Below are 24,538 nucleotides of genomic sequence, written 5' to 3' on the forward strand. Positions count from 1 at the left end.
CCGAGGACACGGTCCGCGACCGCTACTTCGCGGCCTTCGCGCGCGTACTGCCCGGCCCTTCCCCGGAGGAGCTGTGGTTCCGGATGCGGGGGATCCTTGCCGTGACGGCCGGCGACCGCCTCCAGGTCCACCAGCAGCCCTCCCCCGGCTGCGATTCCCCGGTGGCGGGCGGAGGTAGCCCGGCAATGGGCGATCACGTTCCTGACGGCAGCGATGAGTGCGCCACCGCCCGGACCTGACGATCCAGGACAGACGCCGGCGGCGCGGGTCGAACAGCGCGGCGCTGCAGGACGATTGTCGGTTGATGCGGCCCTAGGCGAGTGACCCGAGCGGAAGTCGCACGGTGAACGTCGTCGAACCCGGGCGGCTCTCCACGGTCACCGTGCCTCCGTGTGCCTCCACCACCGCCGCCACGATCGACAGGCCCAGGCCCGCCCCTGCGCCCGTCGCGTCCTGGCGGCGGCGGTGTTCTGCTCTGGTGAAGCGTTCGAAGACGCCGGGCTGGATGTCTGTCGGGATACCGGGGCCGTCGTCGTGGATCCGCAGGACCGTCGTGCCGTCCTCCGCCTCCAGCAGCACCGTCACCTTGGTACCGGCGGGGGTGTGCAGACGTGCGTTGGCCAGGAGGTTGGCCAGCACCTGCTGGAGGCGGTGGGTGTCGCCCGGCACCGTCACCGGGTCCTCGGGGAGGTCCAGGGTCCAGCGGTGGTCGGGGCCCGCGGCGCGGGCGTCCGTGACCGCGTCCAGGATGAGGTGGGTGAGGTCCACCGGCCGGCGCTCCAGGGGGCGGCCCGCGTCCAGGCGGGCCAGGAGGAGGAGGTCGTCGACCATCTCGCCCATCCGGGAGGATTCCGCGGCGATGCGTTCCAGGGCGCGGGTGACCTCGGGGGGTACCGGGCCGGGGTGGAGCAGCGCCAGTTCCGCATGGCCGCGGACCGAGGCGACCGGGGTGCGCAGCTCATGGCTGGCGTCGGCCGCGAAGGTGCGCAGGCGTTCCTCGCTGGCGTGGCGTTTGGTGAGGGCGTCCTCGACATGACCCAGCATGCGGTTGAAGGCGGCGGCCACCCGGCCGACCTCGCCGTGCGGGTCGGCTTCGGGAGCGCGGGACGGCAGCGCCACCTCGCCACTGGCGAGCGGGAGCTCGCTGACCCTGGCCGCCGTGGCCGCGACCCGGCTCAGGGGGCGCAGGGACCAGCGGACCCAGAAGGCGCCGGCCACCCCGGCCACGGCCAGGGCGAGGCCGAAGACCGCGGCGGAGACCAGTTCCAGGCGGTGCACGGTGGCCCGTACCGGCTCCAGGGGCAGTCCGGTCACCAGAACGTCGCCGTCGAGGCCGGTCCAGGCCATCAGCCGGTACTCGCCGATCGACTTCAGGTGGACGGTGTGCGCCCTGCCGTCCGCCGGGACCCCGGCCAGGACCGTGCGGTCGTGTGCGGTGAGGCCGACGGTCAGGTCCGGGTCGTCGTCGGCCGGGATCAGGGCCGCGTTGGTGATCCGACCGTTCAGAAGGCGCGCGCCGAAGGTGCCGGAGGCCTGGCGGCGGGTGTCGCCGTGCTCGTCGCCGTCCCGGTCGCTGGGCTTGTACTTCCCGTGTTCGAGGGACTGCGGGAAGCTCGGCCCGCTCTGCTGGAGCTGCTGGTCGACACGGCCGGTGAGAAAGCCGTTCAGCTCGACCACCGCCGCGACGCCCACGGCCGCGCAGCTCACCGCAAGGAGCACGACCAGGCCCGCGGTGAGGCGGGCACGGAGGGTGCGGGGGCGGGGCAGGCGCCGTAGCCGCAGCCATGGCCGTCGTAGGAGATTCACCTGGTCACCGGCTTGAGGACGTAGCCCGCGCCGCGCACGGTGTGGATCATGGGCTCGCGGCCCGCGTCCACCTTCTTGCGCAGGTAGGAGATGTACAGCTCCACGACATGGGCGCGGCCGCCGAAGTCGTAGGACCAGACGCGGTCGAGGATCTGGGCCTTGCTGAGGACGCGGCGGGGGTTGCGCATCAGGAAGCGGAGGAGCTCGAACTCGGTCGGGGAGAGCTCGATCAGCTCGCCGGCCCGGGTGACCTCGCGGGCCTCCTCGTCCATGGTGAGATCGCCGACCGTGAGCCGGGGGCCGTCCTCCTGCTGGCGGGCCATGCCCGCGCGGCGCAGCAGTCCGCGCAGCCGGGCGACGACCTCCTCCAGGCTGAAGGGCTTGGTGACGTAGTCGTCGCCGCCCGCGGTGATACCGGCGATCCGGTCCTCGACGGCGTCCCGGGCGGTGAGGAAGAGCACACAGACGTCCGGCTTGACCTGGTGGAGAGAGCGGAGGACGGCGAAGCCGTCGGTGTCGGGAAGCATCACGTCCAGGACCACCGCGTCCGGCAGCAGCTCACGGGCCACGGTCAGCGCGGCCGCACCGTCGCCGGCCGCGCGGACCTCCCAGCCCTCGTAGCGCAGGGCACCGGTGAGCACCTCCGCGAGGTCGGGGTCGTCGTCGACGACGAGGACGCGGAGCGGGGTGCCGTCGGGTCTGGTGAGGGCGGGGCGGCCGGAGCGGGTCGTGTTCATCGCGTCTACCAGCATCGCTCCTCCGGGTGAGGAGGGGGGACTCGCGGCGCTCTGAGTTTGCTCTGAGTCGGCTGAGCCGGACCACGCTCAGAGGCCGCTCAGAAGTTCGCGCTGCACAGTGGGCGTCCTGACCGGAGAAAGGACGCGACTCATGACGACCGTGGACGAACGGCGTACGGCCCCGGCCGCGCCCGCCGTGGCCACGCGCCGCTCCCCCGCGGGCGCCGTGCTCGCGCTGCTGTGGGCCGGGGCGGCGGCCGTGCTCGCGCTGTGGTGGTCCGACACCGGCTCGGTCGTCGGTGCGGCGGGCTGGCTGACCGGGGCCGGGCGGATGGCCGGGCTGCTGTGCGGGTACTCCTGTGCGGTGCTGGTCGGCCTGATGGCCCGGGTGCCGCTGCTGGAGGTCCGGGTCGGCTCCGACCGGGTGGCACGGTGGCACGCCATGGCCGGGCGGTACACGGTCTGTCTGCTGGTCGCGCATGTCGTGCTGATCCTCACCGGGTACGCGGCCCAGGACCACGCCTCGCTCGTCCACGAGACGCTCGACGTCGTCCTCAACTACCCGGACATGCTCAAGGCCACCGCCGGCACGGTGATCCTCTTCGCGGTCGGCATCACCTCGGCGCGGGCGGTGCGCCGTCGGACCAGCTACGAGTTCTGGTACTACGTCCACCTCCTGACGTACGCGGCCGTCTTCCTCGCTTTCGGCCACCAGCTTTCGCTGGGCAACGACCTCAACGGCAAGCTGGTCGCCACCGCCTTCTGGTACGCGCTGTACCTGGGGGTCGCCGCCCTGGTCCTGTGGTTCCGGGTGCTGGCGCCGGTGCGGCTCAACCTCCGGCACCGGCTGCGCGTGGACTCCGTGCAGCAGGAGGCGCCGGGCGTGTTCTCGGTCGTGGTGCGGGGGCGGCGGATCGGCGAACTCGGCGCGCAGGCGGGGCAGTTCTTCCGCTGGCGGTTCTTCGGCGGTGCCGGCATGGGCTGGACGTCGACGCCGTACTCCCTGTCGGCGCCGCCGCGCGGCGACCTGCTGCGGATCACGGTCAAGGCGCTCGGCGACCACAGCGCGGCCGTCCCGCTGCTGCGGCCCGGCACCCGGGTGTGGGCGGAGGGCCCGTACGGCGGTCTCACCGCCGACCGGGCCACCAGCCATCGCTCCCTGCTGATCGCGGCCGGTGTCGGCGTCACCCCGCTGCGGGCGCTGTTCGAGACGCTGCCCGGCGAGGTCACGCTGCTGTACCGGGCGCGGACCGCCGAGGACCTGGCGCTGGGCGCCGAGCTGGAGGCGATCGCGCGGTGGCGCGGGGCCCAGGTGCTGTACGCCCTCAACGGACCCCGGGGTGAACGCCCGGACATCTCGGCCGAGGCACTGCGCGCGACCTTCCCGGGCCTCGCCGGCCACGACGTCTACATCTGCGGCCCCCATGGCTTCGCCCAGGAGCTGTACGGCGCGCTGCGGGCCGCCGGAGTGCCGGACCGCCGTATCCACCACGAGTCCTTCGAGCTGTGAGGCCGCTGCCGTGCACGCACTGAACAAGAACCGTCCCCTGCGCCGCGTGATGCTGGCGAGTGCCGCCACCGTCTCCGGGATCGTGATGCTGCTGGCGCTGAAGCCGCACACCAGCCCGACCGTGGTCACGGGCTCGGTGGCCCAGGCGCCGGCCCCGTCGTCATCGTCGTCGTCGAGCAGCGCAAACCCCGCGCCCGGTGCCACCGGCAGCAAGTCGGGGGGCAGCAAGGTCACCGGCACCAAGACCGTCACCGGGGACACCGTCCAGACCCGCTGGGGTCCCGTCCAGGTGCGGGTGACGATCAAGAGCGGCAAGATCACGGACGTGACGGCGGTGCAGTACCCGTCGGACAACCCCCGGGACCAGCAGATCAACAGCTACGCCCTCCCGCAGCTGCGCAGCGAGGCGCTGGCGGCGCAGAGCGCGAAGATCGACACCGTCTCCGGGGCCACCTACACCAGCGGTGGTTACCAGCAGTCACTCCAATCGGCACTGGACTCCGCCGGACTCTGAACAATCGGGCCGTACGGCACGTACCTGTGGGCCAAGGGTCAAGTCCCTACGGAGGAACCGTGACCACCACGCTCGCAGGCGGACGTGCCGCCCGCCGCCAGACGATGCGCCGCATCCGCCCGCGCCGCTCCCCGGCCGTACCGCTGCTGCTCGCCGTCTGGGCGGGCGCGGCGGCCGTGCTCTGGCTGTGGTGGCACAACACGCCGTCCATCGCCGACACCAACGGCAAGATACTCAACGCCGGCCGCATCACGGGCCTGTTGGCCGGATATCTGATGGCACTGGTCGTGCTGCAGATGGCCCGGGTGCCCGCGCTGGAGCGCCGGGTCGGCTCCGACCGCGTCGCCCGCTGGCACGCGATGAGCGGCCGCTACACCCTCTGCCTGGTCTTCGCGCACGTCTTCCTCATCATGTGGGGCTACGCGCTGCAGGCCGGCAAGACCCTGAACGACATCGTCCAGCAGACCATCGACTCGGTGAACCAGCTGCCGGACATGGGCAAGGCCGCCATCGGCACAGGCCTGTTCGTGGTCATCGGCCTGACGTCGATCGGGGTGGTCCGGCGCAGGCTGCCGTACGACGGCTGGTACCACGTGCACCTGCTGACGTACGCGGCGGTGTTCCTGACCTTCTGGCACCAGATCACCACCGGCAACGACTTCGCGCTCACCCCGATCGCCAAGACCTTCTGGTACGGGCTGTACGGCATCGTCACCGCGCTGGTGATCTGGTACCGGATCCTCACCCCGATCCGGCTCAACCTGCGCCACCGGATGCGGGTCGAGGCGGTCATCGAGGAGACGCCGGGCATCGTGTCGGTGCTGATCGGCGGGCGCAAGCTGCACCGGATGGGCGCGGAGGCCGGGCAGTTCTTCCGCTGGCGGTTCCTGGCTCCCGGGATGCGGTTCAGCTCGCACCCGTACTCCCTGTCGGCGGCCCCGCGCCCCGACATGCTGCGGATCACCGTCAAGGCGATCGGCGACCACAGCGCCCGGCTGCGCGAACTGCGGCCCGGGACCAGGGTGTGGGCCGAGGGGCCGTACGGGGCGATGACCGCCTCCCGGCGCAGCCGCGGCAAGGTGCTGCTGGTGGCGGGCGGTGTCGGGATCACGCCCATGCGGGCGCTGTTCGAGACGCTGCCCGGCGCGGCCGGCGACCTGACCCTGCTCTACCGGGCCAACACCACGCAGGACCTGGCGCTCTGGGACGAACTCGCGAAGATCGCGAACGAGCGCGGGGCCCGGCTGATGTACGCGGTCAACAGCCCGGACGGAGAACGTCCCGACATCTCCGCGGAGAACCTCCAGCGGAAGATCCCGGACATCGACAACCACGACGTCTTCATGTGCGGCCCGCCCGGGTTCGCGCAGGGAGTGTACGAAGCACTGCGCGGCGCGGGGGTTCCCGCCCGCCGCATCCATCACGAGTCGTTCGAGATGTGAGCGACGGGAATTCAGGGAATCCAGGGGAATCGGGAGTTCTGGAACGATGAGGAAGAGTCACCCCCTCAGGCGTGTGGTGCTGGCCACCGCGGGAACCGTGTCCGCCGTCGTGCTGCTGCTGTCGCTGAAGCCGTCGTCGGACCCGACGTCCGCGTCGGCGGCGGGCACGGCCCCGTCGGCGGCCGCGGCCGGGCAGGAGTCGCCGCAGGGCGGCACCGGGGCCGCCGGGGCCACGACGGTGACCGGTGACGCGACCCAGACACAGTACGGGGTCGTGCAGGTCCGGCTGACCGTGGCCAACGGCAAGATCACCCAGGCCGAGGCGGTCCAGGCGCCCAAGGGCGGCACCAGCGACCAGAAGACCGCGTTGTCGGTGCCGCAGCTCAACAAGGAGACGGTGGCGGCGCAGAGCGCGAACATCGACTCGGTCTCCGGGGCGACGTACACCAGCACCGGCTACAAGCAGTCGCTGCAGTCGGCGCTGGACAAGATGAAGGAGGCGGCTGCGTCGTCCTCTTCCGGATCGTCGTCGTCCTCGGGTTCGGGTTCGTCCTCCGGCACGGGCTCGTCCTCCGGTTCGTCCTCGTCGGGGTCCGCGCAGGCGCAGGCCAAGACGGTGACCGGGCAGGTCGCGCAGACCCAGTACGGGGCCGTCCAGGTCCGGATCACGGTCTCGGGCGGGAAGATCACCAAGGCGGAGGCCGTACAGGCGCCCAAGGGCGGACTGAGCGACCAGAAGACGGCACTGGCCGTGCCGAAGCTCAACCAGGAAGCGGTGGCGGCGGGCAACGCCACCATCGACTCCGTCTCCGGAGCCACCTACACCAGCACCGGCTACAAGCAGTCACTGCAGTCGGCGCTGGACCAGGCCGGTGGCTGACGCGGTGGCGGAGTCCGCGAAGGCTCCCGCCGCGGTACGTCATGCGGAGGAGGTCATGGGGACCGTCTTCTCCTTCGACGTCCGCGGCGGGGATCCGGCTGCGGTACGGGCGGCCCTCGAAGAGGCGGTCGCCGGACTGCACCGGGTCGACCAGGTGTTCAGCACCTACCGCGAGGACAGCCAGGTGTCCCGGCTGGCGCGGGAGGAGATCGGCGTCGACGAGTGCGATGCCGAGGTCTCCGAGGTGCTGGAACTCGCGGCCGAGGCCGAGCGGGTGAGCGACGGCTGGTTCAGCACGCGCTACCGGGGGCGGTTCGACCCCACCGGAATCGTCAAGGGCTGGTCGGCCGAGCGGGCGGCGCGGGCGCTGGCGCGGGTGGCCGGGGTGAGCGGCGTGAGCGTGAACGGCGGCGGCGACGTCCAGATGTTCGGCGCGCCGGAGCCGGCGCGGGCCTGGCGGGTGGGGATCGCCGATCCGCTGCGGCCGGGCGGGCTGGCGGCGGTGATCTCGGCGGCCGGGGTGGCGGAGCTGGCGGTCGCCACGTCCGGTACGGCGGAGCGGGGCGCGCACATCGTCGATCCGCGGACGGGCAAGTCGGCGGTGACGGACCTGGTGGCGGTGACGGTGGTGGGTCCGCGGCTGACGTGGGTGGACTGCTGGGCTACGGCGGCGTTCGCGATGGGCTCGCGGGCGGGGCTGGCCTTCCTGGAGTCGCTGCCGGATGTGGAAGGGCTGCTGATCACGGCCGGTGACGAGGTGCGGTGCACCGGGGGGCTTGCGGCGCGTCTGGGCTAGCGCCCCGAACGCGACTACGGCTACGGCTGACGTGTGCCCGTTTTTTGCATATTCGTTCCATAAAACGCCATCCAAGTTCCCTCCTCCCCCGTATCCCCTGTGAAGCAAGTTTCAGGAGGAACAACATGGCCATCTTCAGCAACCTGATGCCAGCACTGCACAGAGACCACGACCACGGTTCGTCCGGCCACGGCGACGACCGGTTCGGGGACCGTCATGGCGACCGGCACGGCCACGACCACGACGACTTCGAAGGCGACCGGCACGACCACGGCGACCGGCACGGCCACAACGGCTACTGACCGCAGAGGGAAGGGTGAGCGGACCGGCGACCGGGGCAGCCGGTCCGCGCCTTAGTCGGTACCCGAGGAACTCCTGCCATGGCGCATCTCCTACGGCGTCTGCTGTCGGCCGGCGCCCCCTGCGACGACGTGGTCGCGGCCGCCCCCCGGGTCTCCCCGCGCGAGGTGTTCCGGCGGTTCTGGCCGTACACCCGCGGTGGCCGCCGCTGGCTCGTGCCCCTCGTCCTGCTGAGCCTGGCCGCTCCGGCCGTCGACGCGGCCGAACTCTGGCTCTTCAAGATCGTCATCGACGACGTGCTCGTCCCCCGGGACCTGCGGCCGTTCCTGTGGATCGCACCGGCCTACCTCGGTCTCATCGTCTGCTCCGGTGCGCTCCGCTTCGCCGACGACGTGACCTCCACCTGGGTCGGCGAACACTTCCTGCTCGCGCTGCGCTCCGACGTGTTCCGGCACGTCCAGGGGCTGTCCCTCGGCTTCTTCGAGCGCCGGCGGCTCGGGGACGTGCTGTCCAGGGTCACCGGCGACGTCGACGCGGTGGAGACGTTCCTGCTCTCGGGCGTGGCGGACGCCCTGTACTACCTGATCCGGCTCGGCGTCTTCCTCGGTCTGCTCTTCTACCTGCGCTGGGACCTGACCCTGCTCTCTCTCCTCGTCGTGCCGGTGTTCTGGGGCTGCGCCCGGCACTTCTCGCGGCTGATCAAGGAGGCGTCCCGGGAGCGCAGGCGCCGCAGCGGCACGCTGAGCGCGATCGCCGAGGAGTCGCTCGGCAATGTCGTACTGGTGCAGGCGTACAACCGGCAGGGCTGGGAGGCGCACCGGTTCGAGCGGGAGAACCTCGGCAGGTTCCGGGCGGCGATGGCCTCCGCACGGATCCGGGGCGTCTACGGACCCGTCGTGGAGATCATCGAGGTGGCGGGCGGCCTCGCGGTGCTGGGCCTCGGCACCTGGAAGCTGGCCCAGGGCCAGCTCACGCTCGGCGGGCTCCTGGTGTTCCTGGCACTGATCGGCAAGCTGTACGGCCCGGTGCACGGCCTCTCCGGGCTCGGCACCACCTTCTACGCGGCCTCCGCCTCGGCGGAGCGGATCATCGAACTGCTGGACCAGCGGCCCCAGGTGACCGAGGCGCCGGGGGCCCGGCGGATCCGCCGGGCGCGCGGTGCCGTGGAGTTCGACGGGGTGTGGTTCCGCTATCCCGGTACGGCGGCCTGGGCGCTGTCGGACGTGTCGTTCCAGGTGGCGCCCGGGGAGACACTGGCGCTGGTCGGGGCGAGCGGGGCCGGCAAGTCCACGCTCGCGAAACTGCAGTTGCGGTTCTACGACCCCGACCGGGGCGCGGTCCGGCTGGACGGGACCGACCTGCGCCGACTCGCCCTGTCCGACGTGCGGGAGAGTGTCGCGGTGGTGCTGCAGGAAACCCTTGTCTTCCACGGCACCGTGCGGGAGAACATCGCCTACGGCCGGCCGGCGGCCACGGAGGCGGAGATCGTCGCGGCGGCGCGCGCGGCGGACGCGCACGAGTTCGTCGAGCGGCTCCCGGAGGGCTACGACACGCTCGTCGGCCAGCGCGGCCGGACGCTCTCCGGCGGTCAGTGCCAGCGGCTGGCGATCGCGCGGGCGATGATCCGGGACGCGCCGGTGCTGCTGCTGGACGAACCGACGGCCGGGCTCGACGTCGGATCGGGCCGGCGGATCATGGATCCGCTGCGCCGGCTGATGGCCGGGCGGACGACGGTCGTCATCTCCCACAACCTGCTGACCGTCCGGGACGCCACCCGGATCGTGGTGCTCGACCACGGCCAGGTCGTCGAGGACGGGGCGCACGCCGACCTGCTCGGGCGCGAGGGGGCGTACGCCCGGCTGCACCGGCTGAACGCGGGTGCGGTGCTGTCATGAGCCCGGTGGGCCGGGCCCCGCCGCTGGCGCCGGGCACGGTGCCGGTCCCGGGCTACGAGGTCCTGGGGCATCTCGCCCGCACCGGCTGGCTCGACGTCCACGACGCCTGGAGCGCGGAGCGGGACTGCCGGTGCGTGGTCAAGGTGGTGCGGCCCGACCGCCGGGACGAGCCGGGGCTGGGTGAACGGCTGCTGCGGGAGGGCCGGTGGCTGCGGGAGTTCAGCCATCCGCACCTGGTCCGCGGGTACGACGCCTTCGACTTCCCCGAGCCGCTGGTGGTCCTGGAGACGCTGACCGGGGAGACGCTCTCCCACCTGCTGCACCGGCTGCGGCACCGGCCGTCCGCGGCCGATGTGGCGCTGCTCGGGGTGCAGTTGTGCTCGGCGGTGCACTATCTGCACGGCCGGGGCCTGCTGCACCTGGACCTCAAGCCGTCCAACGTGGTGGTGGACCGGGGGCACGCCAAGGTCCTCGACCTGAGCGTGGCACGGCCTCCCGGGGCCGCCCCGGCCGGGCTGGGCACCTGCTGCTACCGCGCCCCCGAGCAGGCCCGTGGCGGGGCGCTCACGGCCGCCGCCGACGTGTGGGGCATCGGAGTCACGCTCTTCGAAGCGGCGTGCGGGGAGGCCCCGTTCCCCTGCGAGGACACGCGGGAGCGCGGCGCCCCGCCGGTCTCATCCCGGCGGCGGCTCCCCCGTGCTCTCGCCGCGGCCGTCGACGGCTGCCTCCGGGCCGATCCGGCGGCCCGCCCCACCGTCGCCGAGCTGACCGCCGCCCTGGCGGCGACGCTGCCCGCCCCGCACCGCGGCGCGTGACTCACGCCTCCGGCGTCACCACCTTGCCCTTCTGCAGCTGGGCGGTGGCGACGACGGTGCCGTCGGGAGAGGTCAGGCGGGCGCCGGAGTACTGGGTGAGGTCGACGGGGACCGCCACCCCCCAGTGGCCGCGTCCCTCGCGCACCAGGAATTCACCGACGCGCGTGGTCGTACCGTCGATGTGTTCGAGGAGGCAGGTGACCTTGCCGGTGTAGGGAGTGCCGGGGAAGGAGACCGACACGAACATCCAGGCGGGGCTGCCCGGGTGGGCGTAGACGTCGCCGATGGGCTGCCCGCCCCCGGTCGGGATCACGTCCCCGACCAGCATGGGCTCGGACTGCGTGGCGGGCGCCGAGGCGGTGACGGCTCCCTCGACGGCGGTGCCGACCGCCCAGCCGGCGAAGCCGACGGCCACGGCGAGGGCGGTGGCCACCGCGGCGAGCCGCAGCCGGGCCCGCCGGGCGCGGCTGCGCCAGCCCTGGGCGGCGCGGGCGGGCCGCTGTCCTTCGGGTGCCGTCGCCGCCTGCTCGGCCAGGCTGCGCGCCACCCGGGTCTCGAAGCCGGGCGGCGGTTCCGCGTCCGGGAGCAGGCCGATCAGCCGGTCGCCGATCCCGGTCAGTTGCCGTACGTACTCCCGGCAGTCCGCGCACCCGTCCAGATGCGCGACGGCCGCGGCCCGCTCGCGGCCGGGCAGTACGCCCAGCGCCAGCTCGGCGCCGACCTCCCGCAGCTTCTCGCAGTGCGCGTCACTCGCCATGGTCGCCTCGGTCCGGAGACGTGAGGGTGGTGCGGAGTTTGGCCATCGCCGCCCTTATCCGCGTCTTTGCGGTGCCCAGCGGGATCTTCTCCGCCTCGGCGATCTGCTGGGCCGTCATGCCGTAGATCCCTGCCATCATCAGGGCCCTGGCCTGCTCCCGCGGCAGCCGTGCCAGCGCGGCCCGGAGCTGGGAGGAGGCCTCGTCGGCCAGCGCCCACCGCTCGGGGGTCTCGGTGACGACCTCGAGGAGCGGGTCGAGGTCCTCGGGTGCCATCGGTTCCGTCCGCCTCGCGCGGACGGCGTCGACGGCGAGGTTGTGCGCGATGGTCGTCAGCCAGGTCCCGACCGAGCCGCGGCGCGAGTCGTAGATCTGGGCATGCCGCCATGCGCGTTCGAACGTCTGCTGAGCGACGTCCTCGGCGAGCTGCTGGTCCCCGGTGACGGCCATGGCGACCCCGAAGACCCGGTGCTGAAATCTCCGTACGAAGATCTCGGCGAGTTCCGGATCTCCGGTGGCCAGCCCGGACAGCAGTGCCTCGTCCGGGAGGCGGCCGACGGGGGACCGGATGCCCGACACACCCCTGTATACGTTCGACGGCCGCCAGGGGATTGCCCGCCCGCCTGCCCGCCCGCCGCGGAAGATCACATGTCCATTCTCCGTCGGCGGGCCGGGCCCCGCACGCGGGTCAGTGCCCGTTCTGGGCCAGGCGCAGCAGGTGGTCGGCCAGGGCCTGGCCGCCGGTCGGCTCGCGGCTGATCAGCAGCAGCGTGTCGTCACCGGCGATGGTGCCGAGGATGTCGTGCAGCTCCGCCTGGTCGATCGCCGACGCCAGGAACTGCGCGGCGCCCGGCGGGGTGCGCAGGACGACCAGGTTCGCCGAGGCCTCCGCCGAGATCAGGAGCTCCTGGGAGAGGCGGCGCATCCGCTCCTCCTTGGCCGACTCCCCCAGCGGTGCGCGGGGCGTGCGGAAGCCGCCCTCGCTCGGGACCGCGTAGATGAGTTCGCCGTCGGTGTTGCGGATCTTCACCGCGTTGAGCTCGTCGAGGTCCCGGGAGAGCGTCGCCTGGGTGACCGTGAGCCCGTCGTCGGCCAGCAGCTTGGCGAGCTGGCTCTGCGAGCGCACCGGCTGCCGGTTGAGGATGTCCACGATCCGGCGGTGCCGGGCGGTCCGGGTCTGCGGCACCGCAGCCCCCGTCCCGCCGGACTGGTCGAACTCCTGCGCCTGGCTCATCGTCGTCTCATTCCCCGGATCGTCCGTCCCCGCTCGCTGCGTCGAGGATGCCGGGCAGCGCCTGCAGCAACGCGTCCGCCTCGTCGTCGCGGAGGTTCAGCGGGGGCATCAGCCGTACGACGTCGGGGGCGGGCGCGTTCACCAGGAACCCGGCCTCCTGAGCCGCCTGCTGCACCTGTGCGGCCAGCGGCTCGGTGAGCACGATACCCAGGAGCAGGCCCGCACCCCGGACATAATCGATCAACCCGTGGCCGAGACCCTCGATTCCGTCCCGCAACTTCTCGCTCTGCCGCTTGACGTTCTCCAGCAACCCGTCGTTCTCGATGGTGTCGAGGACGGCGAGGCCGGCGGCGCAGGCGACCGGGTTGCCGCCGAAGGTGGTGCCGTGGTGGCCGGGCTGGAGCAGTTCGGCGGCCCGGCCGAAGGCCACGGTCGCGCCGAGCGGCAGCCCGCCGCCGAGCTGCTTGGCGAGCGTGACGACATCGGGCAGCACGCCCTCGTGGGCCTGGTAGGCGAACCAGGTGCCGGTGCGGCCGGTACCGGTCTGCACCTCGTCGAGGACGAGCAGCGCGCCGGTGGCGGCGGTGATCGCGCGGGCCGCCTTGAGGTAGCCGGGCGGGGGTACGACCACGCCGTTCTCGCCCTGGACGGGCTCGATGATCACCAGGGCGGTGTCCTCGGTGACCGCGGCGGCCAGGGCCTGCGCGTCGCCGTAGGGCACGTGGGTGACGTCGGCGGGCAGCGGGCGGAACGGGTCCTGCTTGGCGGGCTGGCCGGTGAGCGCGAGGGCACCCATGGTCCGGCCGTGGAAACCTCCGTCGGTGGCGACCATGTGGGTGCGTCCGGTCAGCCGGCCGATCTTGAAGGCGGCCTCGTTGGCCTCGGCTCCGGAGTTGCAGAAGAAGACCCTGCCCTCCCGGCCGAAGAGCTGGAGCAGCCGTTCGGCGAGGGCGACGGTGGGCTCGGCCATGAAGAAGTTGGAGATGTGGCCGAGGGACGCGATCTGCTTGCTCACGGCCTCGACGATCGCCGGGTGGGCGTGGCCGAGCGCGTTGGTGGCGATACCGCCGACGAAGTCGTAATACTGCCGGTCCTCGGCGTCCCAGACCTTGACGCCCTCGCCGCGCACGAGGGGCAGCCGCGGGGTGCCGTAGTTGTTCATGAGCGCGCCCTGCCAGCGCGAGGTCAGTTCCTGATTGCTCACGACTCCCCCTCCGCGTCCGGCACGACCATCGTGCCGATGCCGTCGTTCGTGAAGATCTCCAGCAGGATCGAGTGCTGGACCCGGCCGTCGATGACCCGGGCGGTCTGCACACCGTTGCGCACGGCGTGCAGGCAGCCCTCCATCTTCGGCACCATGCCGGCGCTCAACTCCGGCAGCAGCTTCTCCAGTTGGGAAGCGGTGAGACGGCTGATCACCTCGTCGGAGTTCGGCCAGTCCTCGTAGAGGCCCTCGACGTCGGTGAGGACCATGAGGGTTTCGGCGCCCAGAGCAGCAGCGAGTGCCGCAGCCGCCGTATCAGCATTGACGTTGTAGACATGTCCGTCGTCCTGGGAGCGGGCGATCGAGGAGACGACCGGGATCCGGCCGTCGGCGAGCAGGGCCTCGATCGCACCCGTGTCGATCGCGGTGATCTCGCCGACCCGCCCGATGTCGACGAGTTCGCCGTCGATCTCGGGCCGGTGCTTGGTGGCGGTGATGGTGTGGGCGTCCTCGCCGGTGAGCCCGACGGCGAGCGGCCCGTGCTGGTTGAGCAGGTTGACCAGCTCGCGCTGGACCTGCCCGGCGAGCACCATCCGTACGACGTCCATGGCGTCCTCGGTGGTGACCCGCAGCCCGGCCTTGAACTCGCTGACGATGCCGTGCTTGTCGAGGGCGGCGCTGATCTGCGGTCCGCCGCCGTGCACGACGACCGGCTTGAGCCCGGCGTGGTGCAGGAAGACGACGTCCTGGGCGAAGGCCGCCTTCAGGTCCTCGTCGATCATGGCGTTGCCGCCGAACTTGATCACGACGGTCCTGCCGTTGTGACGGACCAGCCAGGGCAGCGCCTCGATGAGGGTCTGGGCCTTGGGCAGCGCGGTGTGCTTACGCGTGGTGCTCATGACGAGTACGCGCTGTTCTCGTGGACGTAGTCGGCGGTCAGGTCGTTGGTCCAGATGGTGGCGGTCTCGGCGCCCGCGGCGAGGTCGGCGACGATGTGCACCTCGCGGTAGCGCATGTCGACCTTCTCGCGGTCCTCGCCGACCCCGCCGTTCTTGCAGACCCAGACGCCGTTGATGGCGACATTGAGCTGGTCGGGCTCGAAGGCGGCCTTCGTCGTACCGATCGCGGAGAGCACGCGGCCCCAGTTGGGGTCCTCGCCGTGGATGGCGCACTTGAGGAGGTTGTTGCGGGCGATGGAGCGGCCCACCTCGACGGCGTCGTCCTCGCTGGCCGCGTTCACGACCTCGACCCTGATGTCCTTGCTGGCGCCCTCGGCGTCCCGGATCAGCTGCTGGCCGAGGTCGTCGCAGACGGCGCGGACGGCCTCGGCGAACTCCGCGTACTCCGGGGTGACGTCAGCGGTTCCCGAGGCGAGCAGCAGCACGGTGTCGTTGGTGGACATGCAGCCGTCGGAGTCGACGCGGTCGAAGGTGGTACGGGTCGCGGCCCGCAGCGCCTTGTCCAGGTCCTCGCTCCCGACGACCGCGTCCGTGGTGAGGACGACCAGCATGGTGGCAAGGCCCGGGGCGAGCATGCCCGCGCCCTTCGCCATCCCGCCGACGGTCCAGCCGTCCTTCGTGACGACGGACGTCTTGTGCACGGTGTCGGTGGTCTTGATGGCGATGGCGGCCTTCTCGCCGCCGTGCTCGGAGAGCTGGGCGGCGGCGGTCTCGACGCCGGGCAGCAGCTTGTCCATGGGCAGCAGCACGCCGATCAGACCGGTCGAGCAGACGGCCACCTCGATGGCACCGCGCCCCAGCACCTCGGCGGCCTTCTCGGCGGTCGCGTGGGTGTCCTGGAAGCCCTTGGGGCCGGTGCAGGCGTTGGCGCCGCCGGAGTTGAGGACGACGGCCGAGACCTGGCCGCTCCTGAGGACCTGCTCGGACCACAGGACCGGCGCGGCCTTCACGCGGTTGGAGGTGAAGACGCCCGCGGCGGCACGGCGGGGTCCGTTGTTGACCACGAGGGCCAGGTCCGGGTTGCCGTTCTCCTTGATCCCGGCGGCGATGCCCGCCGCCGTGAATCCCTTCGCTGCCGTCACGCTCACGGCGCAACTCCGATCGTGGTCAGCCCGGTGGTCTCGGCGAGACCCAGGGCGAGGTTCATGCTCTGGACAGCACCGCCGGCGGTGCCCTTGGTCAGGTTGTCGATGGCGCTGATCGCGATGATGCGGCCGACGGCCTCGTCGTACGCGACCTGCACCTGAACGGCGTTGGAACCGTAGACGGACGCCGTCGCGGGCCACCGGCCCTCGGGCAGCAGGTGGACGAAGGGCTCGTCGGCGTAGGCCTTCTCGTAGGCGGCGCGGACGGCCTCGGCGGTCACGCCGTCCTTCGCCGCGGCGCTGCAGGTGGCGAGGATGCCCCGGGGCATCGGCGCGAGCGTGGGCGTGAAGGAGACGGCGACCCGCTCCCCCGCCACCGCGCTCAGGTTCTGGATCATCTCGGGGGTGTGCCGGTGGCCGCCGCCGACGCCGTACGGCGTCATGGAGCCCATGACCTCGCTGCCCAGCAGATGCGCCTTGGGCGCCTTGCCCGCGCCGGAGGTGCCGGACGCGGCGACGATCAGCGCCTCGGGCTCGGCGATCCCTGCGGCGTAGGCCGGGTACAGGGCGAGGGAGACGGCGGTGGGGTAGCAACCGGGTACCGCGATGCGCTTGGACCCCTCCAGCGCGGCGCGGGCACCCGGCAGTTCGGGAAGGCCGTAGGGCCAGGTGCCGGCGTGCGGGGAGCCGTAGAAGCGCTCCCAGTCGGCCGGGTCCGTAAGGCGGAAGTCGGCGCCCATGTCGACGACGAGGACATCCGGGCCGAGCTGCTCGGCGACGGCGGCGGACTGCCCGTGCGGCAGCGCGAGGAAGACGACGTCGTGCCCGGCGAGGGCCTCGGCGGTGGTCTCCTCCAGCACGCGGTCGGCCAGCGGCAGCAGGTGCGGCTGGAGCGCGCCCAGCCGCTGACCGGCGTTGGAGTTGCCGGTCAGGGTGCCGATCTCGACCTCGGGGTGCGCGAGGAGCAGGCGCAGGACCTCTCCGCCCGCGTACCCGCTCGCTCCGGCCACCGCCGCACGTACCGCCATGTCCATCCTCCTCCAGATGGCATGACTATACGGCTCGCTGCACGTTTATGCAACGTCTGGCATCACTATGCAGCCTCCACCTTCGGCAGCATCACCCACCGCGACACCACGAACGTCACCGGAATCGCCGCCGCCGAAGCCATCAGCGGAGCGAACTTGCTGCCCACGTGAAGCATGTCGACGATCACGTACACACCCACCGTCGTGATCACGAAATTCGTCGCGTTGGTCAGGGGGAACAGCAGGAATTTCCGCCAGGTGGGACGTATCCGGTAGGTGAACTTCGCGTTGAGGAAAAATGAACCGATCATGCTCAGCGTAAAAGCGATGACGTGTGCGGCGAGGTACGGCAAATACCTGAGAAAGAGAAGGTAAAGGCCGTAGTACGTCGCCGTGTTGACGACGCCCACCAGCGCGAAGGTGATGATCTGCCCGGATATCGGGCGGGCGGGTACGGTGCTGGTCGACAGGGTGGCGTTCGGCATCAGGGGATGAGGTCCTTCGTCGTGCCGCGGGTGCGGTCTTCCGTTCGGTCCACGTTCGTCGCCTTCACCAGGAAGTGCGGGCGCCCCTTGACCTCGTAGTAGATCCGGCCGGTGTACTCGCCGATGACCCCGAGCATGATCATCTGTACGCCGGCCAGGGCGGTGACGGCTGTAATGATGGTGACATAGCCGGGCGTCTGGACGCCGTTGATCATCGTGGCGCCCACGATCCACGCCGTGTACGCGCCCGCGAGGGCCAGCAGGGTCATGCCGAGGTAGAGCGCGGCGCGCAGCGGGCGGTTGTTGAAGGAGAGCAGCCCGTCGAGGCCGTAGTTGAGCAGGCTGCGGAACGACCAGGAGCTGGTGCCGTGTTCGCGCACCGCGTTCTCGTACTCGAAGGTGGTGCTGGGGAAGCCGACCCAGGCGAACAGGCCCTTGGAGAAGCGGTTGTACTCGGTGAGGTTCACTATCGCGTCCACGACCCGGCGCGACATCAGCCGGAAGTCGCCCACGCCGTCGACGAGTTCGACGTCGACCATCCGGTTGATCAGCCGGTAGTAGAGGCGGGCGGTGAGGGTGCGGGTGAAGCGGTCGCCCTGCCGGGTGCGCTTGGCGATGACCTGGTCGTAGCCCTCGCCGCGCAGTTCGACCATGCGCTTGATGAGCTCCGGCGGGTGCTGGAGGTCGGCGTCCATGACGATCACGGCGTCGCCGGCGGCGTGCTTCAGGCCCGCGAGCAGGGCCGACTCCTTGCCGAAGTTGCGGCTGAAGGAGACGTACCGGACCCGCGAGTCGCGGTCGGCGAGCTGGCTGAGCAGGTGCAGCGTCTTGTCGCGGCTGCCGTCGTCGACGTACACGAACTCCATGTCGTGGCCGAGCGGCAGGAGTTCGTCGGCGATCTTCTGGACCGCCTCGTGGAAGCGTTCGATGACGTCTTCCTCGTTGTAACAGGGCGCGACGATCGATATCAGCATGGGTTTCTCCCCTGGGGACGGGTCAGTGAGCGGCGGTCGTGCGCGCGCCGGAGCGGGCGGTGACTCTGCGGCGTACGGCCGGGACGGTGCCGAGCAGGATCAGGGTCAGCAGCGAGGCGCCGCCGACGGCTCCGCCCAGGCGCAGGCCCGGCGGGTGGAACGTGCAGGTGAGGCTGGTGGCGGAGCCGTGCAGCGGGACGGCGATCAGGCCGTAGAACTCGCCGGCCGCGACCTCGGCGCCACCGGCGGAGCAGCGCCAGCCGGCGATACGGGGGGCGGCCACGACGGCGGTGCCCCTGCTGCCGGCGGGCAGTTGGGCGTGGAGCGTGGCGTCGGAGACGGTGACCTTCGTCGCGCCGGTGGACTTCAACTGCTGTACGGCGGCACGCAGTCTGGCGTTGTCGAGGCAGCCGACGGCGCCCTGCGCCGGGATCCGGGTGGGCCAGTTGGGCGTCAGCGCGATCCGCACCTGTCCGGAGGCCGGAACGGTGCCGAGCGGCTGCATCGCGGCGATCTTCGTGCCCAGGTCGTCGGACCGGAACAGTTTCTGGTCGCCGCCGGTGGCGAGCTGTGCGGTGCCCATGTAGTGCGGCGCCCACAGGAACACCGAACTCCCGGCCTGGCAGCGGGCGGTGACGGTCTGCCGGCCGCGCACCAGCAGCCCTCGCGCCGCGCCGCCCTGCTGCTGACCGCTCAGGGTGGTGGCGGGCAGGGTGTAGACGCGGGCGCCGAGCAGCAGTTCCTGGTTGCGGTACGGGGAGGGGCCGAAGGCGGCGGGGGTCGTGTCCGCGGCGGCCGGCCGTACGGTCACCAGCGGTGGGACGTCCTCGCGGGTGACGGTCGAGGGACCGCCGCCCTGGGGCAGCCATTTCTGGTGCGGGTCCGGCGGGTTGTGCACCCGGGCGCCCACCGCGAAGACCGCGTCGGTGACCGGGTTGTCGAGGCTCTGCAGGCTGCGGCCGCGCGAGGTCCAGCCGTCGCCGAGGGCGGTCATGGTGCGGCTGAGGACATCGGCGGTGAGGCTGCTGTAGTACTGGGAGCCCTGGCCGCCGACCATCATCGGGTCGTTGGCGACCGTCTGGTCGCGGCCCGGTTCGGTGCGGTACGCGGGCCAGGCGTCGCTCTCGGAGACGACGTCCGCCTGCCGCTGCTGGCGGTCGCCCCAGGGCGCGTAGTCGTCCATGTTGCTGAGGCGGACGCGGTCGGCCACGGCGGTGGTGGCGGCGGCCTCGCCGATCTGGGAGCCGATCAGCAGGACCACGGCGAGTCCGGCGAGCGCGGGCCGGCCGTTGCTCCCGAGACCGAGCAGCGCGAGCCCGCCCAGCGCGCCGGCCACGGCGAGCAGCACGACCGGCCAGGTGTGGTGGTTGTGCTGCTGGGTCAGGATGCTGCGGCTCGCGACGCCGGCGATCAGGGCGAACAGGACGGCCGCCGCCCCCAGCGCGCGCCAGTCGGGCAGACCGTAGGCGAGGGCGTGCCAGGCCGCGATGACCAGCAGGGCGCACAGGACGAAGGCCTGGCGGTAGGAGCTGCCGTTCGGGACGGCGAAGGCGTGCCAGGCCAGACTGCTCGGCGCCCACTGGAGCGAGAGGGCGACGGCGAGCACCAACCCCGTCCAGCCCGCCCGCACCCGGACCGGGACCGCCCGGTGGAACGGCAGGGCGAGGGCGAGCACCAGCGCGGTGATGCCGACGTAGAGGGCCGGGGAGGCGTAGCTGTAGGTGGTCGGCAGCAGCCGGGCCAGCAGGTCCTCCGCGCCGACCGGGGCGAACTGGTTGTCCCGTCCGGGATAGGCGTGCTTGGTCCCGGAGTACACGACGATCACCAGCGGCGCGGCCAGACCGATGCCGAGCAGGACGGTCCCGGCGGCCCGGCCCACGATGCCCAGGGCACGCCGCCACGGCAGCTCGGCGAGCACCAGCCGGAGCAGCAGTACCAGTGCCGCGGCGAGGGTGGCCATGTAGGCGGTGTAGAAGTTGGCGATCCAGGCGAGCGCCACGACCAGCACGGCGAGCAGCGGGCGGCGGCCGGCCTTCACCCACTCCCCGACCAGGCAGAGCAGCGGCAGCGCGATCAGCCCGTCCAGCCACATCGGGTTGAAGGAGGCGAGGGCGAGGCTCCAGCCGCACAGCGCGTAGGAGGCGCCCAGGACGCCGGCCGCCCACCAGCGGCCGCGGCGCAGACTGATCAGCAGCCAGGCCATGGCGGCACCGGCGGTCGCCGTCTTCAGCACGGTGATCGTGTAGACCGCGAGGTCGATCTCGTCCCGCGGGAACACCCCCACCAGCAGGGCGAACGGGCTGCTGAGGTAGGTGCCGATGTCGGGCAGGAAGCTGGAGCCGTAGCCGGACTGCCAGTTGATGAAGAGGCCGCCGTCGGCGCGCCCGTGCAGCAGGTCCCACAGATGGGCGTGGAAGGGGACGTACTGGTTCCCGAGGTCGTTGACGCTGCGGGTGCGGGAGCCGAAGGGATAGCTGCCGGCGATGATGTCGCCGGCGCAGAAGGCGACGGCGGTCAGGAGTGCCGCGAGCAGGGCGGCGGCCCGGCGTGGATCGCCGCTGCGCCGTCTCACGGGCCCGGTCTCCTGCTGTTCGCTCCCTGCCGGTTCCACCCCCTGTTCGTGCCCGGTCAGGGTGGTGCGATTCATTCTGTGCGGCCCCTAGATAAAAAACGCGGGCATTACTCCCCGCAGGACGGTGTTTCGCCGACATAGACGGGTAGGGGGCCAGGTTGGTTGTGCTTCAGCTATGAATTGATAGCCCGAATTCCGAATACGCGTACGCCATTACGAGCAATTCATGACGTCAAAGGAAACGGAAGTTTTCCGGGAAATGAGCCGCAGGTAAACGCGCTTTGGGGAGGCCTATCGGGCGCCTTGCGGGACCCCTTCGGATGCCATGTGCGGCGGTGCGACCCGATGGGCGCGTTCGACGGCTTGGCCCCAGTATGTCCCCGCGACGATCAGCGTGGCGCCGGACACGGCGAGCGCGGTGAGCCGTTCACCGCCGAGACCGACGCCGACCAGCAGGGCCCACACCGGTTCGGTGCCCAGCAGCAGACTGGCCCGGGTCGCGGAGGTGCGCTGCACGGCCCAGGTCTGGGCGAGGAAGGCGAACAGGCCGCAGCAGAGGGCCAGGTAGAGGAGCTGCGCCCAGGTGGCGGCGCCGGTCCGGGCGAGCACGGGCAGCCCGGGCGCCACGGGCACGAGAAAGAGGACCGTCCCCACGACGGTCTGTACGGCCGTCAGCGGGAAGGGGCGCAGGGCCCGGCCCGCGGTCACCCGGCCGACCAGCACCACATGGCCGGCCCGCACCACCGCCGCCGCGAGCATCAGCAGATCACCGGTTCCGGGAGCGCGCAGCCCGGTGCCGGACACGAGCAGGGCGACACCCGCCAGGCACACCCCGGCGGCGAGGAAGAAGCGCCCCGGCAGTCCGTCCCGGCGCCCCACGCGGTCCATGACCGGGGTCAGGACGAGGGTGAGGCTGATGATGAGGCCCGCGTTCCCGGCGCTGGTGCGGGCGACACCGTATGTCTCCAGGACGAGGACGGCGGCCTGGGTGAGGCCGAGCAGACAGCCGTAGGCCTTCTCGTCCCGGGTGGGCATACCGGACCGGCGCAGCGCGGCGACGCAGACGACGGCGGCGATGGCGTAGCGCAGGAAGAGGACCATCAGGACGGGCAGGGTGTCCGTGGCCGTCTTCGCCGTCAGATAGCTGGAGCCCCAGACCACGGCGACGACCAGGAGCACCGCATCGGTACGACGGGTGGTCGGCATGCCGTTCACGATCCACGGCCTGGACTGTGAAGTAAACGACGAGTTGCTCAACCAACCCTGTAGCAGACCTACACTTATGCCGTGGACGAACGGCAGCTGCGCGTCCTGCGGGAGCTCGGCGAACTGGGCAGTGTCACGGCGGTCGCGGAGGCGCTGCGGGTGACGCCCTCGGCGATCTCGCAGCAGCTACGCCTGCTGCAGCGCTCGATCCCGGTCCCGCTCACCGAGCGCGCCGGGCGCCGGCTGGTCCTCACGGCTGCCGGGCAGGCCCTGGCCGACGCGGCGATCGGGGTGGAGACGGCACTGGCCCGGGCCCGGCACACCATCGACGAGTACGTCGACGAACCCGAGGGCACGGTGTCGGTGGCGGCCTTCCACAGCGGGGCCGCCGCGTTCTATCCGCTGCTGCTACGACGGCTGGGTGCGCCGGGGTCGCCCCGGCTCGCACTCCACGACGAGGACGTGGCCCAGGCCGGCTTCCCGCCCCTCACCCGCAGCTACGACCTGGTCATCGCGCATCGCCTCGACCACGCCCCGCCCTGGCCCCGGACCGCCGTGGCCACACCGCTGCTGCGGGAACCCCTCGACATCGCCCTGCCCGTCGGCCACCCCCTGGCCACGCGGTCCGTCCTCACCGCACAGGACGTCGCCGACCAGCCCTGGATCACCGTGCACGACGGCTTCCCGCTGCTCGCGACCGTCGAGGCCGTCTCCGCCGCGGCCGGACGCCGGCTCGACATCGTCCACCGGGTCAACGAGATCTCGGTGGTGGCGGAGGTGGTCGCCGCGGGCGGCGGAGTCGCCCTGATGCCCCGCTGGACGTCCCGCCCGCACCCCGGTGTCACCCTCAGACCGCTCGGCGGTATCGAGGCCCACCGCCATGTCGACGTACTCCACCGCCCCGAGCGCACGGCGCGCCGGGCGGTGCGGACCGTGCTCTCCGAGCTGGTGGAGGCGGCGGAGACCATTCGAAGCCGGGGACCGGCCTGAGGGGTACGGCGATCAGGCCGGCTGCGGGAGACGGCACTCACCGGCCGGGCCGGGCGGGCCGACCTGGAGCATGGCACGCATACCGCCGCGAGGCGGAGTCGGCTGAGCCGACCGGCCGCTGCCACGGCGGGCGACGCAGGGGGAATGCCTTTCGGCCGACGGCCCGGGGGACGTCGGTGAGTGACGACGACACCTCTGCCGAGAGGGCGTGTTGAGGCTCTCGGCGCCGGCGGAATCCGCCGGACACCCCCTGGGCGGGTCCCGTATGTTCGGGAGCGCTCCCAAACGGCCCTGGACGAGAGCGAGTCGCCCCATGCAGAGCCTGACCAAGCGTCATGTGTCCGCGTCCGAGCTCGACACTCTCCTCCGCGCCGCGACCGGCATGGGATGCCGGGTGGAGGCGGAGCTGACCGACGGCTGGTTCAACACCGCCTACCGCGTGCGGTTCGACGACGGACGCGCGGCCGTGGTGAAGCTCGCGCCGCCCGCCGAGGCACCCGTGCTGAGGTACGAACGCGGCATCATGGCGACCGAGACCATGGTCTACCGGCGGCTCGCATCCCTGGCCGAGGGCGCGGTGCCGGCGCCCGTGCTGCTGCACTCGGGAGACGACTTCCTCGCCGTCTCCGTGCTGGAGGGCACCCCGTGGGACAAGGCGGCCGAGCGGCTGCCACCGGCCACGGCGTCGGAGCTGCGCCGCGAACTCGGCGCGATCACCGCCCGGCTGCACACCCTGACCAGCGAGGACGGCCGGTTCGGCTACCCGGCGCCGGAGGCCGGTCTGGCCGCCGCCGACTGGCGGACCGCCTTCACCGTCATGGTGGAGGCACTCCTGGAGGACGCCGGACGCTGGGAGTCCGACCTCGGAGTACCCGCCTCGGGCATCCGGACCCTGGTGGCCGAGGGCGGCCCCGCGCTGGACGAGGTCGGCGAGCCCCGTCTGGTCCACTTCGACCTCTGGCCGGGCAACATCTTCGTCGACCACCCCGGGAACGGTGCCCGGATCACCGGCCTCATCGACCACGAGCGGGCTTTCTGGGGCGACCCGGCCGCCGAACTGGCCTCCCTGGAGTTCGGCGGGGACGTCGGCCCGGACAGCGATCTGGTGGCGGGGTACCTGGGGGCCGGCGGCCGCCTCGACTTCACCCCGGCGCTGCGCCACCGCCTCGCGCTCTACGGCCTCTACCTGGGACTGATCCTGGTCGTGGAGTGCGGGCCCCGGGGCTATACCGGGGAACACGCCGACTGGACACGGAAGTTCCTCGGCGAACGGGTCGCCGCACTGCGCTCGCTGGGGTGACCGCGCAAACGGCTTGACCTGGAGCGCGCTCCAACTCCTAGCGTTCTTCTG

23 protein-coding genes are annotated in these 24,538 nt (G+C 71.8%); 10 read left to right on the plus strand and 13 right to left on the minus strand.

What is annotated here, in order from left to right; genetic code table 11:
• Positions 1 to 312: 312 nt before the first annotated feature.
• Positions 313 to 1,806, minus strand: a complete 1,494-nt coding sequence (locus tag ACIRR9_RS20405; protein ID WP_403753544.1) for a sensor histidine kinase — start codon at positions 1,804 to 1,806, stop codon at positions 313 to 315.
• Positions 1,803 to 2,543: a response regulator transcription factor gene (locus tag ACIRR9_RS20410; RefSeq protein ID WP_403753720.1), complete on the minus strand. Its 741-nt coding sequence runs from the start codon at positions 2,541 to 2,543 to the stop codon at positions 1,803 to 1,805. Before ACIRR9_RS20410 ends, ACIRR9_RS20405 begins: the two co-directional genes overlap by 4 nt.
• A gap of 151 nt (positions 2,544 to 2,694) precedes the next feature.
• Between ACIRR9_RS20410 and ACIRR9_RS20415 the strand changes: the two genes are divergently transcribed.
• The 8 genes from ACIRR9_RS20415 (at position 2,695) to ACIRR9_RS20450 (ending at position 10,695) form a co-directional block, all read left to right on the plus strand.
• A complete protein-coding gene (locus tag ACIRR9_RS20415; RefSeq protein WP_403753547.1) occupies positions 2,695 to 4,053 on the plus strand; it encodes a ferric reductase-like transmembrane domain-containing protein in 1,359 nt (452 codons plus the stop codon).
• Between the two features lie 10 nt (positions 4,054 to 4,063).
• Positions 4,064 to 4,567, plus strand: coding sequence for an FMN-binding protein (locus tag ACIRR9_RS20420; RefSeq protein ID WP_403753550.1), 504 nt, complete (start codon positions 4,064 to 4,066; stop codon positions 4,565 to 4,567).
• A 59-nt stretch (positions 4,568 to 4,626) separates the two neighbouring features.
• The gene (locus ACIRR9_RS20425; RefSeq protein ID WP_365343883.1) at positions 4,627 to 6,009 is read left to right on the plus strand and encodes a ferredoxin reductase family protein; all 1,383 of its coding nucleotides are present in this window, start codon (positions 4,627 to 4,629) and stop codon (positions 6,007 to 6,009) included.
• A gap of 46 nt (positions 6,010 to 6,055) precedes the next feature.
• Positions 6,056 to 6,889, plus strand: a complete 834-nt coding sequence (locus ACIRR9_RS20430; protein WP_403753554.1) for an FMN-binding protein — start codon at positions 6,056 to 6,058, stop codon at positions 6,887 to 6,889.
• Positions 6,890 to 6,944: 55 nt separating this feature from the next.
• Positions 6,945 to 7,685, plus strand: a complete 741-nt coding sequence (locus ACIRR9_RS20435) for an FAD:protein FMN transferase (RefSeq protein WP_403753723.1) — start codon at positions 6,945 to 6,947, stop codon at positions 7,683 to 7,685.
• 125 nt (positions 7,686 to 7,810) lie between these two features.
• Positions 7,811 to 7,987: a hypothetical protein gene (locus ACIRR9_RS20440; protein WP_403753557.1), complete on the plus strand. Its 177-nt coding sequence runs from the start codon at positions 7,811 to 7,813 to the stop codon at positions 7,985 to 7,987.
• 78 nt (positions 7,988 to 8,065) lie between these two features.
• The gene (locus ACIRR9_RS20445; RefSeq protein WP_403753560.1) at positions 8,066 to 9,880 is read left to right on the plus strand and encodes an ABC transporter ATP-binding protein; all 1,815 of its coding nucleotides are present in this window, start codon (positions 8,066 to 8,068) and stop codon (positions 9,878 to 9,880) included.
• Positions 9,877 to 10,695, plus strand: a complete 819-nt coding sequence (locus tag ACIRR9_RS20450; RefSeq protein ID WP_403753563.1) for a serine/threonine-protein kinase — start codon at positions 9,877 to 9,879, stop codon at positions 10,693 to 10,695. The genes ACIRR9_RS20445 and ACIRR9_RS20450 overlap by 4 nt, the downstream gene beginning before the upstream one ends.
• Before the next feature lies 1 nt (position 10,696).
• Here ACIRR9_RS20450 and ACIRR9_RS20455 read toward each other — a convergent pair whose 3' ends face one another.
• The 11 genes from ACIRR9_RS20455 to ACIRR9_RS20505 all read right to left on the minus strand — a co-directional run bounded on the left by ACIRR9_RS20455 (position 10,697) and on the right by ACIRR9_RS20505 (position 22,197).
• Entirely contained in the window at positions 10,697 to 11,452 is a 756-nt protein-coding gene (locus ACIRR9_RS20455) for a zf-HC2 domain-containing protein (protein ID WP_403753566.1), read from the minus strand.
• The gene (locus ACIRR9_RS20460) at positions 11,442 to 12,029 is read right to left on the minus strand and encodes an RNA polymerase sigma factor (RefSeq protein ID WP_403753569.1); all 588 of its coding nucleotides are present in this window, start codon (positions 12,027 to 12,029) and stop codon (positions 11,442 to 11,444) included. The genes ACIRR9_RS20455 and ACIRR9_RS20460 overlap by 11 nt, the downstream gene beginning before the upstream one ends.
• 109 nt (positions 12,030 to 12,138) lie before the next feature.
• Complete coding sequence (locus tag ACIRR9_RS20465; protein WP_123978432.1) at positions 12,139 to 12,684, minus strand: arginine repressor; 546 nt, start codon at positions 12,682 to 12,684, stop codon at positions 12,139 to 12,141.
• A gap of 7 nt (positions 12,685 to 12,691) precedes the next feature.
• Entirely contained in the window at positions 12,692 to 13,888 is a 1,197-nt protein-coding gene (locus tag ACIRR9_RS20470) for an acetylornithine transaminase (protein ID WP_403753572.1), read from the minus strand.
• Positions 13,885 to 14,787: an acetylglutamate kinase gene (argB, locus tag ACIRR9_RS20475; protein WP_403753575.1), complete on the minus strand. Its 903-nt coding sequence runs from the start codon at positions 14,785 to 14,787 to the stop codon at positions 13,885 to 13,887. The genes ACIRR9_RS20470 and argB overlap by 4 nt, the downstream gene beginning before the upstream one ends.
• Entirely contained in the window at positions 14,784 to 15,935 is a 1,152-nt protein-coding gene (gene argJ, locus ACIRR9_RS20480; protein WP_403753578.1) for a bifunctional glutamate N-acetyltransferase/amino-acid acetyltransferase ArgJ, read from the minus strand. Before argJ ends, argB begins: the two co-directional genes overlap by 4 nt.
• Positions 15,932 to 16,960, minus strand: a complete 1,029-nt coding sequence (gene argC, locus ACIRR9_RS20485; RefSeq protein WP_365343903.1) for an N-acetyl-gamma-glutamyl-phosphate reductase — start codon at positions 16,958 to 16,960, stop codon at positions 15,932 to 15,934. Before argC ends, argJ begins: the two co-directional genes overlap by 4 nt.
• A gap of 65 nt (positions 16,961 to 17,025) precedes the next feature.
• Positions 17,026 to 17,445 carry a GtrA family protein gene (locus tag ACIRR9_RS20490; protein ID WP_403753581.1) on the minus strand — a complete coding sequence of 140 codons (420 nt, stop codon included), beginning with the start codon at positions 17,443 to 17,445 and terminating at the stop codon, positions 17,026 to 17,028.
• On the minus strand, positions 17,445 to 18,419 hold the full coding sequence (locus ACIRR9_RS20495; protein WP_123978426.1) for a glycosyltransferase family 2 protein: 975 nt from the start codon (positions 18,417 to 18,419) through the stop codon (positions 17,445 to 17,447). Before ACIRR9_RS20495 ends, ACIRR9_RS20490 begins: the two co-directional genes overlap by 1 nt.
• Positions 18,420 to 18,441: 22 nt before the next feature.
• Complete coding sequence (locus tag ACIRR9_RS20500) at positions 18,442 to 21,066, minus strand: YfhO family protein (RefSeq protein WP_403753585.1); 2,625 nt, start codon at positions 21,064 to 21,066, stop codon at positions 18,442 to 18,444.
• Between the two features lie 216 nt (positions 21,067 to 21,282).
• Positions 21,283 to 22,197, minus strand: coding sequence for a DMT family transporter (locus tag ACIRR9_RS20505; protein ID WP_403753588.1), 915 nt, complete (start codon positions 22,195 to 22,197; stop codon positions 21,283 to 21,285).
• A gap of 81 nt (positions 22,198 to 22,278) precedes the next feature.
• Between ACIRR9_RS20505 and ACIRR9_RS20510 the strand changes: the two genes are divergently transcribed.
• A complete protein-coding gene (locus ACIRR9_RS20510) occupies positions 22,279 to 23,187 on the plus strand; it encodes a LysR family transcriptional regulator (RefSeq protein WP_403753592.1) in 909 nt (302 codons plus the stop codon).
• Between the two features lie 313 nt (positions 23,188 to 23,500).
• Positions 23,501 to 24,487 (plus strand): phosphotransferase family protein, encoded by a 987-nt coding sequence (locus ACIRR9_RS20515; RefSeq protein ID WP_403753595.1) that lies wholly within the window; start codon positions 23,501 to 23,503, stop codon positions 24,485 to 24,487.
• Positions 24,488 to 24,538 lie beyond the last annotated feature (51 nt).

This window comes from Streptomyces sp. NPDC101234, from assembly GCF_044767525.1.
GTDB lineage: Bacteria > Actinomycetota > Actinomycetes > Streptomycetales > Streptomycetaceae > Streptomyces > Streptomyces sasae.